This is a genomic window from Streptococcus sp. HMSC062H02 (assembly GCF_001813005.1).
Taxonomy (GTDB): Bacteria; Bacillota; Bacilli; order Lactobacillales; family Streptococcaceae; genus Streptococcus; species Streptococcus oralis_S.
Genome location: NZ_KV811092.1, coordinates 1 through 5,242, shown reverse-complemented (window position 1 = coordinate 5,242; position 5,242 = coordinate 1). Strand labels below are relative to the sequence as shown.

At 32.5% G+C, this 5,242-nt stretch carries 6 protein-coding genes and 1 pseudogene; all 7 read right to left on the bottom strand.

Annotated elements, in window-relative coordinates; translation table 11 throughout:
• Window positions 1-204: 204 nt before the first annotated feature.
• On the bottom strand, window positions 205-609 hold the full coding sequence (locus HMPREF2885_RS01480; protein ID WP_070656897.1) for a DUF5082 family protein: 405 nt from the start codon (window positions 607-609) through the stop codon (window positions 205-207).
• Between the two features lie 7 nt (window positions 610-616).
• On the bottom strand, window positions 617-1,159 hold the full coding sequence (locus HMPREF2885_RS01475) for a hypothetical protein (RefSeq protein ID WP_070656896.1): 543 nt from the start codon (window positions 1,157-1,159) through the stop codon (window positions 617-619).
• Between the two features lie 14 nt (window positions 1,160-1,173).
• A complete protein-coding gene (locus tag HMPREF2885_RS01470; protein ID WP_070656895.1) occupies window positions 1,174-1,689 on the bottom strand; it encodes a hypothetical protein in 516 nt (171 codons plus the stop codon).
• Between the two features lie 12 nt (window positions 1,690-1,701).
• Entirely contained in the window at window positions 1,702-3,084 is a 1,383-nt protein-coding gene (locus tag HMPREF2885_RS01465; RefSeq protein WP_070656894.1) for a T7SS effector LXG polymorphic toxin, read from the bottom strand.
• Window positions 3,085-3,115: 31 nt separating this feature from the next.
• Window positions 3,116-3,421: a hypothetical protein gene (locus tag HMPREF2885_RS01460; protein WP_070656893.1), complete on the bottom strand. Its 306-nt coding sequence runs from the start codon at window positions 3,419-3,421 to the stop codon at window positions 3,116-3,118.
• A gap of 12 nt (window positions 3,422-3,433) precedes the next feature.
• On the bottom strand, window positions 3,434-4,534 hold the full coding sequence (locus HMPREF2885_RS01455) for a hypothetical protein (RefSeq protein WP_070656892.1): 1,101 nt from the start codon (window positions 4,532-4,534) through the stop codon (window positions 3,434-3,436).
• Window positions 4,527-5,242: pseudogene (locus HMPREF2885_RS01450) on the bottom strand (type VII secretion protein EssC); the annotation flags it as partial. The gene HMPREF2885_RS01455 and the pseudogene HMPREF2885_RS01450, both read right to left, overlap by 8 nt.

The following is a 5,242-nucleotide window of genomic DNA, read 5'->3' as shown; positions in this document are numbered from 1 at the left end:
TGAGGGTGGAAGTTAACAGCGAGGGATAGGATATTTTTTTGTAAATAGCAGAGCAGATAAACAAGCGAAAAATATAGAATTTTCAAGGTACTAGAAGGAAAATTTCCTTATCCCATTATACCATATGAGTGTTACCGTGAGAAGATGAGGAAAGCAAAAGAAAACCACCTGAAATAAAATCAGGTGGTTCATGAAATTTTGCAGTTAGTTGAAGAAACTTTCAATCCAACCACTTATATTGTTTAACAATATTCCTAGCTGACCAATAAGTCCATCCATCTCCAAAGCTTTATTCTCATACTCATTAATTTTTATGAGTAACTCATCAATATTTTCGTCCATGGCCTTAATACTAGAATCAAAATATGAAATCAGATTACCTGCGGGTGTAACAAATTTCGTATCATGCAAATTTCCAGTCCAAGATTCATCATATTCATCTTTTTTAGAAGCTACAGCTTTTTTCTGCTTAACAAATTCACTTTTAATTTTCCGTAACTCGTCATATATTTCCTTGACTTTTTTTGCCTCTTCTAAATAACCTTCTTTTTTTGATTGAGCTGAACTAATCTGCGATTGAATTGCAGCTTGTTGACTAGCTTTTGACATCTATACCTCACCTCTTTAACAAATAAGCAAGCACTACAACAGCGTAGACCATGATTAACAATATAGCACTACCGACGCCTAACAATTTATAAAGTTTGTTGATTCCACAGTATCGTTCCACATAAGCCCTGTTTGGTTTTTCAGGATCATACCATACTGTCATCTTCGAATAGACTGGGAAATGCGTTCGCATTAAGTTATTAAACGATATAAAAGAATTACGATAAAAAGTTAGGGAATTTGCCAACATGTCCTCTCTTGTAAAGTTATCAGATGCACTTATAGGGCCCCATGGAAGCGAAACCGTTCTAATCATAAAATACCGTAATGGCTTGCTATAAGTAGTTCCGTTAACCGTATATTCAACAATCGGAGGATTCCCAGCCTGAAAATTACTATAGCCCACAACCGTTCCCTTAATAGACGATTTGGCAAGACGTACCATCTTTTTATCCCGAAAATAAAGGTAGAGATATGTACCAGATAAAAAGATCAAGGATAAAAGAATGACGATGGTAGCAAATAAAAATAAAATGGTTTCTGTTGTCACATTCAACTCCTATCTTATTCTACGCTCTTCACATCGGACATTGAAAGTGTCATCTTAGATGGATCTGACATCGAGTCAACAAGCTCCAATTGTTCTGAATTAAGTGGTAACAAAATTAACGTGGTTGTGTAAGAAGGTAGCTCACCACTATCCTTGATAGTATAACTAATCTTTTGATTATCAAAAATAGTTTTGCCTTCATAAGACCAGCTTAGTGAAAACTCCAAATCTTTTTTGATATCTACATCAGTTTTATTGACGAGCATTAGTGCTGCTCTACCATCTGAGACGGCTCCTGTAAAGTAGATAGCCATATTTCCCTTACTTCCAATTTCTGGATGTTCTTTGGTCAATTTTTTACCAAGTTCAATTAAATCCGACGTTTGACCTTCATATTGTGGTGCTACTACAAATTTCAATTTTCTCTCCTCCTTGACAATCGTCTCATTTTTATTAGCCCCTTTACCTTGAATCCCATTAGAGCAACCTCCAAGTATTAACAATAAAATTATAACAAACAGCTTCTTCATTTTTTCTCCTTTCTATTTAAAATCCAATGTAAAATAAGGTAACGTAATCTCTGCTTTCGCACCAAAAATAAATGAAAAATCGGCCTTCATAGTAACTGTATGAACATCAAGCCATCCTTGCCCTAGAACACTGTCATACTGTTTCTTAGTGCTCACCATAGCTGCAGCAGAGAATCCTTCATTAGCCTCTAAACCAACATTAGCTCCAATTAATGAATCTTGTGTCTCACTCTGTTCATTTTTAAAGAGTTTAAACCCTAAGTTTGCATCTGCTTTTACTCCCTTTGCTGAGAAATCAAACCCAAGCTGCGACTCATTCTCATCTGAATAGGCAGCAATTTCTGCTTTTGCTTCTGGACCAGTAACTTTAGCCTCAAAAAAAGCATTATCATCTAATATACCCGTATGTAGCTTCGTTTCTCCTGCTCCAAGTCCAACCTTTGTTTTGAACCCATTTTTCCCAACACTACTATCAGCTTCAGCATAGAGAAGTTTACTCTCCGTCACTACATTGAAATAGTCTCCAGCTTTGATCACTGTTTTATTTGATAATACATTTCCGTCTACATGTAGACTTTCCTGTCCGCTAGAAGTTTTAGATTCATATCTCCCGTTGATAGCATTATAATCCGTGTAAGCATAATAGTCCTTTCCCCATCCTTTTGCTAATTGTCCATTAGCTAATGAGAAATATGCTGTATCATATACATACGGATCCTTTTTTTGTTTTTCATCGAATACAGAAGCATTCCCTTCGATGTACCAATTTTCCTGTTTCAACTTTTTAAACTTTGCTTCATTATATTTTCCGCTAGGTGTAACATAATTATTTAAAATATTTGTAATCATTTTATCTAATTTACTGATTGAAGTCAGGATACTTTCAGCACCTTTTGATAACTCATCGTCTTTAGTTTTAAAATCGCTGTTAACAGTTTCCAAATTTGTATCTATAGTAGAGAAGCCATCTGTTATGTTATTAGTATTGGTAGATTTAACAGAAATATATTCAGCAGCCTTAGATTCGTTACTAACTAAATCCTCTATATCTACAGAAACAGATTTCAAAATTTCACCAAACGAAGTTTTTATATCCTCAACTCTTGAGCTTGATACTTTACCCGTTTCGTTTGATTCAAATTCTAAAAACCCCTTTTTTATATTTTCAATATAATTTTTTAAATCCTTACCTATTTGTAACAAAATATAAGTTGCATTGACAGAATTATCTTGCATAAATGCTTTGTACTTTTCTGCGCCTTGTCCTTTAAAATTCAATGATTTAGTTAAAACTGTTAAAGATTTATTTACGTTATATAATTGAGTTTCTAAATTTGTGTAAGCCTTACTCCCTAGCGTTTCAATTGAACTTATCTTAGAATTATCTAATTTCATATCGTCCCTTTCCTATTGTACCAAAAATTAATCATTTTTTCCCAATTTTATTGCTACCTGATATCCATTCTCCATGAAGTCCAATAAAAGAATCTAAAGCCATCCACTCAGATTTAATTACTTCCAAATTTTTAGCATCTTGCGCTAAAAGTTTCTTGTAATTTTTTGTCACACTGCTTAATTTACTAATAATGTCATTCAACTGTGTAACCGTTTCTAACTCTAGACCATCTGTTTCAATACTCAATATATTATCTGAAACAGACTCTTTAGTTGATGTTAAAGTATCAATCTCTTTCTGAAATCCTTCTGGGTTAATTAATATTTGATCTGCCATTTCAATTCTCCTTTATTTATTACTATTTACTGTACAGAACAAACTTTCATCTAAAACTTTTGAAAGTAGGTATCTAATCTCATTCAAGGATTGATTTGTAACAGTAATATTATACCCGATATAGTCAATTTTTGATAGCCATAATACTACAAATAACATAGAATATAGTTTAGGTCTTTCTTTTATTAAATAACTTGGCTGTTTTTTGATTCTATCTATGTATGTAGTTAACGTTACATCATCGATTTTAGATAAATCAACTCTATTTATACCCGCAATATGAATTCCCATGTCTGCACAATCGATTAACAAAGTGGGATGCAAATCTCTGTAATGCTCTGATAAAATTTGGTAAACCAAAAACACATCCTCTGCTGAGAAAGACAGCATCCCATTATCACTTTGGTGATTTGGATTTGAATGTATCAGTAAGTCCCTCTTTCCTTCTTCCTGAACTAATACTTCTTTAGCTACTATATCTTTCTCTGTTAGAGGAAAGAAAATAGATTTAGGGTTACAATCTTGTTTAGAAGTGGGAACTGTTTCCTTCAATAATTGACAGACTTTTTCATTGACATCTCCCAAAATAAATACTTTTGTTTCCATCGCTTCAAAAAGAACTTTTTGAGCAAAATTCACCTCATCCTGAGTCACTTTTTGAATCTGATTGAATAGTTCATACCTAGAAAATCGTTTGTTTTGTCCTAAAAACTCCAATATGGAGAAATTAAAAATATTAGGAAATTCATTTTCCTTAGTTAAATACTCCTCTACAAATATCTTCTTCTTTTCTTCAAATTCGTCTTCAGGATTAAACAATATAAACTGATTTAACTTTTTAAAATCTTCTACAATTTTCTTAGATGTGCTAACAAAAGATATAGTGGTATTCCCTGGATTAACTGAGATTTCTATAATTTTACCCAATTTTTCTTGAGCAAACTTCTTTTTATAAAAAGCCAAAAATAGTATCGAGGCAGGATTAATTTGATAAATTTCATGATTGATTTGATAATGCTTTAATGAGAAACCAAAATTATAACCCAATGTTATATAAATCCTATCTTTCGGATATTCAAAAGGTTGAATCAGTACATCATACTTCTTACTCATAATCTCCTCCTTTCATTAACTTCATTTTTTGATAAAATTTATCATCAACCATATAAGCAATCGAGTTTTCCAAATGAGCTTCAGAATATTTTACATTTGGGACATTAATGATTTTTTGATCATTTAATCTCAACTCTACAATGGCATATTTAAGTTGTTTAATAAATTTAGAAACTACATTAAGACTATTTGATAATGAAGGAATAGTAGTAATAAAACTATACAGTCCTATTCTTGGGCCATAATTCAAGATATATAATATCTTTTCCGATAATAGTTCGTTCTCTTGAATTAACTCTTCAATTCCATCCCATATTACTACATATGGTTGACTAAGTATCTCTCCTAAATCTATATTTTCACAAATCAAGTCGAAAATTTCTTCTATCTTATCTTTCCGGTCTAAATCTGAATTTATTCCACTTGAAATCTTATATTGCTCTTGCGATTTCGATACACTAAGAAGTGTAGTATCAAAACGAAGTTTAGAAAGGTTACATAAGATATGTCGAATCATATTGTTATTTTGCCATTCTTTCTCAAAAATATACAAAAGGTTCCCCTTAGATAAATCCCAACTTAGTGGCTCGACGTTTTCTAAATCCAATCCTAGTGGTAGTTGCCCTTTTTCAAGTAATCTTAATACAGCTGCTCGGCTATAGAAGTCTTTCTCTGTCAACTCCTCTGGTACCATCGGAATGGCACTTG

Bases quoted from the DNA above. Each gene is read 5' to 3' on its own strand.
- HMPREF2885_RS01480 (WP_070656897.1), bottom strand. From the start codon at position 609: ATGTCAAAAGCTAGTCAACAAGCTGCAATTCAATCGCAGATTAGTTCA.
- HMPREF2885_RS01470 (WP_070656895.1), bottom strand. From the start codon at position 1,689: ATGAAGAAGCTGTTTGTTATAATTTTATTGTTAATACTTGGAGGTTGC.
- HMPREF2885_RS01455 (WP_070656892.1), bottom strand. From the start codon at position 4,534: ATGAGTAAGAAGTATGATGTACTGATTCAACCTTTTGAATATCCGAAA.
- HMPREF2885_RS01465 (WP_070656894.1), bottom strand. From the start codon at position 3,084: ATGAAATTAGATAATTCTAAGATAAGTTCAATTGAAACGCTAGGGAGT.
- HMPREF2885_RS01460 (WP_070656893.1), bottom strand. From the start codon at position 3,421: ATGGCAGATCAAATATTAATTAACCCAGAAGGATTTCAGAAAGAGATT.